Origin of the sequence: Sphingomonas sp., from assembly GCF_042096255.1 — a bacterium.
Taxonomy (GTDB): domain Bacteria; phylum Pseudomonadota; class Alphaproteobacteria; order Sphingomonadales; family Sphingomonadaceae; genus Sphingomonas.
In genome coordinates, this window is sequence record NZ_JBELLZ010000169.1 from 1 (window position 1) to 3,887 (window position 3,887).

Genomic DNA, 3,887 nt, shown 5'->3' on the forward strand with positions numbered 1-3,887 from the left:
CCTGGCGCCAAAATCGGCTCCGTCACGACCTCGACCTGATTGAGTTTGGACCCTAGCGACCGGACAGGCCCGACGGAAGCGGGCAACATTTTGCAACACACATTGACTGCCGCGGCAATGGTTGCCACAGCAACTGTATGGCCTTCACCGAGTCGACCTTCTATCCGGATACGTCGCCCGGCTATCTGGTGCGCCTCATCCATCAGATGGGTGTCGCCGCCATCGACAAGACACTGGCCGAAGACGGCATCACGGCGACGCAATGGATGACGCTGGTGTCGCTGCACTTCGGCCATGCCGACACGTGCGTGGGGCTGGCCCGGGCCATGGCGCACGACAAGGGCGCGATGACCCGCCTGATCGATCAGATGGAGGCGTCTGGCTGGGTGATCCGGCAACGTGACGATGCCGATCGCCGCGTGGTGCGCCTGAGGCTGACCGACGCCGGCCGGGAAACGGCCGTCGCTGCGAAGCGCAAGGTGATCGCCTGCTGGAACGGCTTTCTCGCCGATTGGAGCGATGCGGAGGTCAAGGAATTGGTCAGTGTGCTGCAGCGCCTGCGCCGCACGATGGAGGAAAGCGACGCATGCGCGGCGTGAACACACCTGTCATTCCGGATGCGATCCGGGATCCCGCTTCATCTCCGCCCGCGAAACGGTGGCTAGCCCTTATCGCGGTCACCGTCCTCGCCGCCTGCACCCCGCCCGACACCCGTCCGCAGCTTACGCAGCGCGCGCCGGTGGACCTCGGCCTCACCGGTGCCCCCGCCCCAGCGATCGATCCGCAATGGTGGACCGCATTTGGCGATCCGCAGCTCGATCGCATCGTCGCCGACGCCGTGTCCGCCAGCCCCACCCTCGACGCTGCGCTGGCCCGCCTGCGCCAGGCGCAGGCAACGCTGGCGCGCCGCGACGCGGAGACCGGGCCCGATCTGACGGCCGACGTCACCGCGCAGGAAGCACGCCTCTCGGGCCGCTACACCATTCCCCCGCCCTATGCCGGAAGCGTCCGGTTTCTCGGCAACGCCACCGCCAATCTGTCGTGGAACCTCGACCTGTTCGGTCGCCAGCACGCGGCGATCGAAGGCGCCCGCGCCGGGCTCGCCGCTGCCGCCCTCGATGCGGAGGCAGCGCGGCTGATGCTCGCCGGCGCGATCATCACCACCTATGCCGAGATCGCCCGCGCCGAACGGATCGGCGCGATCGCGCGCGAGACGATCGCAACGCGTGAGCGCGCCCTGCGGCTGGTCAATTCGCGGGTCGAGAACCGCCTGGCCAGCAAGCTCGACGCGCAGGCCGCCGCCACGCTGCTTGCCCAGGCGCAGGTCGCGCTCACCCGTGCGGATGCCGCCCGCGCCCTCGCCGCCAACGCGCTTGCGGCGCTCGCCGGGCGCGGTGCGGACTATGCCGCCGGCATCGGGCCGACCCGTCTTGCCGATCCCGCTGCGCTGGCGCTTCCCGCCGCCATTCCGGCCGATTTGCTGGCGCGGCGTGCCGACATCGCGGCCGCGGCCGCACGGGTCGATGCCGCCGCCGCCGGGCGCCAGGTGGCGCGTCGCGCCTTCTACCCCAATCTCAATCTCATCGCCCTGGCCGGATTGCAGGCGGTCGGGATCGGCAACTTCTTCGATCCGGAAGCGGGCACGCTCGGCGCCGGCGGCGCGCTGCACCTGCCGATCTTCGATTCGGGTCGCCTGCGGGCCGATCTCGCCGGCGCCACCGCCGCGGTGGACGTTGCCATTGCCGACTATAACGACACGGTCGTGCGGGCGGTGCGCGACGCGGCCGACGCGCTCGCGCAGATCCGCGCCGCCGAGACCGAGGCGCGCGCGCAGACGGAGGTGGTCCGCGGATTCGCGGAGACCAACCGCCTCAATGCGATCCGCGTGTCCGCCGGGCTCGATTCGCGCCTGACCGGCATCGATACCGACATCCGTCTGCTCGACGCGCGACTGGCGCGGGCCAATCTCGCGGTCGACGCGCTCGCCGCCCGCGCGCGCCTGGCCCAGGCGCTGGGCGGCGGCTTTGATCCCTCACGGAACGTGCAACCATGACCGATACGCAAGCTCCGCCCCCGCCTGCCGGCCGCCCCGCGCTGCGCCGTCGACTATTGACCGGCCTCGCGATCATCGTCCTCGTCGGACTGGCGATCTGGGCGGTGTTCCACTTCCTGCTCGCCCAGCCCGAGGAGGAGACCGACGACGCCTATGTGGCGGGCGACGTCGTGGCGGTAACCGCGCGCGACCCCGGCACGATCATCGCGCTGCACGCGGACAACACCCAGGCCGTGAAAGCCGGCCAGCCGCTGATCGATCTCGATCCACTCACCGCCGACGTGAACCTCGCCGCGGCCGAGGCCGAGCTCGCCCGCGCGGTGCGCGGCACACGCTCCGATTTCTCACGCGTCAACGAATCGCAAGCCGCGGTGGTGCAGGCCGAGGCGCAGCTCGCCGCCGCGCGCGCCGATTACGCCCGTCGCCAGGGCGCCGCCAGGGAAGGCGCCGTCTCGGGCGAGGAACTCAGCCACGCCGCAGATCAGGTGAAGGTCGCGAATGCGGCGCTCAATCTGGCGAAAAGCCGCCGCACCCAGGCGCAAAGCGCGGTTCAGGGCACCGCGGTGGGCACAAACCCCGCCGTCCTAGCCGCGATCGCCAATTACCGCCGCGCCGCGATCGTGCGCAGCCACATGCACATCGTGTCGCCGATCGACGGCGTCGTGGCGCAGCGCCAGGCGCAGGTCGGCCAACAGATCGCCGCCGGCACCCCGCTGATGGCGGTGGTGCCGCTCGGCCGGCTGTGGGTCGACGCGAACTTCCGCGAGACGCAGCTGAAGGATCTACGCATCGGCCAGCGCGCCACGGTGGTGGCGGACGCCTACGGCGACGAGGTCGTCTATCACGGCCGCGTCGTCGGCCTTTCCGCGGGCAGCGGCAACGCCTTTGCGCTCCTTCCGCCGCAGAACGCCAGCGGCAACTGGATCAAGATCGTCCAGCGCGTGCCGGTGCGCATCATGCTCGATCCGAAGGAACTGGCGGCGAACCCCCTGCGCGTCGGCCTGTCGGTGATGGCGACGGTGGACACCGCCGACACGCGCGGCCCGCGCCTCGCGCAACCCGCCGCCGTTCCCTATCGCGGCAATGTCGCCGAGGCCGATCCGGCGGTCGAGGCGAAGATCGCCCAGATCATCGCGGCGAACCGGTGATGGTCGTCGCCCTCACCCTTCCGCGCCTCCGGCGCTCCCGCCCTCTGCCAGCGGGAGAGGGAAGGGGCCTGCGACCCGCAGGGTCGTGGGAAGGATGAGGGCGACTCATGGCTAGCGCCCCCACTCAACCCGCCCCCCTCACCGGCGCCCGACTCGGCCTCGTCGCCTTCGCGCTCGCGCTCGGCACGTTCATGATGGTGCTCGATACCACCATCGCCAACGTCTCGCTGCCGACAATCGCCGGCAACCTCGGCGTCAGCTCGGACAACAGCACCTGGATCGTCACCGCCTTCGCGGTGGCGAACGGCATCTCCGTACCGCTCACCGGCTGGCTGATGCGCCGCTTCGGCGTGGTGCGCACCTTCTGCGTGTCGCTGACCCTGTTCACCGTCGCGTCGTTCCTGTGCGGCATTGCCTGGAACCTCACCTCGCTGATCCTCTTCCGCGTGCTGCAGGGCGCTGTCTCCGGCCCGATGATGCCCGGCAGCCAGGCGCTGCTGATCTCGGTCTTCCCGCCTGACAAGCGCGCCACCGCGCTCGGCATCTGGTCGATGACCACATTGGTCGCGCCGATCATGGGCCCGATCCTCGGGGGTTACATCTCCGACAATTACCATTGGAGCTGGATCTTCCTGATCAACGTCCCCTTTGGCATCTTCACCGTGTTCATCTGCTGGACGAACCTG

The 3,887-nt window shown here is 69.9% G+C and carries 4 protein-coding genes; all 4 read left to right on the plus strand.

The window, feature by feature from the left end; all coding sequences use genetic code 11:
- The first annotated feature begins 137 nt into the window (after window positions 1-137).
- Window positions 138-599 (plus strand): MarR family winged helix-turn-helix transcriptional regulator, encoded by a 462-nt coding sequence (locus ACFDTH_RS17740; protein ID WP_375288877.1) that lies wholly within the window; start codon window positions 138-140, stop codon window positions 597-599.
- Complete coding sequence (locus ACFDTH_RS17745; protein ID WP_375288878.1) at window positions 587-2,053, plus strand: efflux transporter outer membrane subunit; 1,467 nt, start codon at window positions 587-589, stop codon at window positions 2,051-2,053. Before ACFDTH_RS17740 ends, ACFDTH_RS17745 begins: the two co-directional genes overlap by 13 nt.
- Entirely contained in the window at window positions 2,050-3,201 is a 1,152-nt protein-coding gene (locus tag ACFDTH_RS17750) for an efflux RND transporter periplasmic adaptor subunit (RefSeq protein ID WP_375288879.1), read from the plus strand. Before ACFDTH_RS17745 ends, ACFDTH_RS17750 begins: the two co-directional genes overlap by 4 nt.
- 107 nt (window positions 3,202-3,308) lie before the next feature.
- Window positions 3,309-3,887, plus strand: a 579-nt coding sequence (locus ACFDTH_RS17755; protein WP_375288880.1) for a DHA2 family efflux MFS transporter permease subunit, incomplete at its 3' end; no start/stop codon positions are given.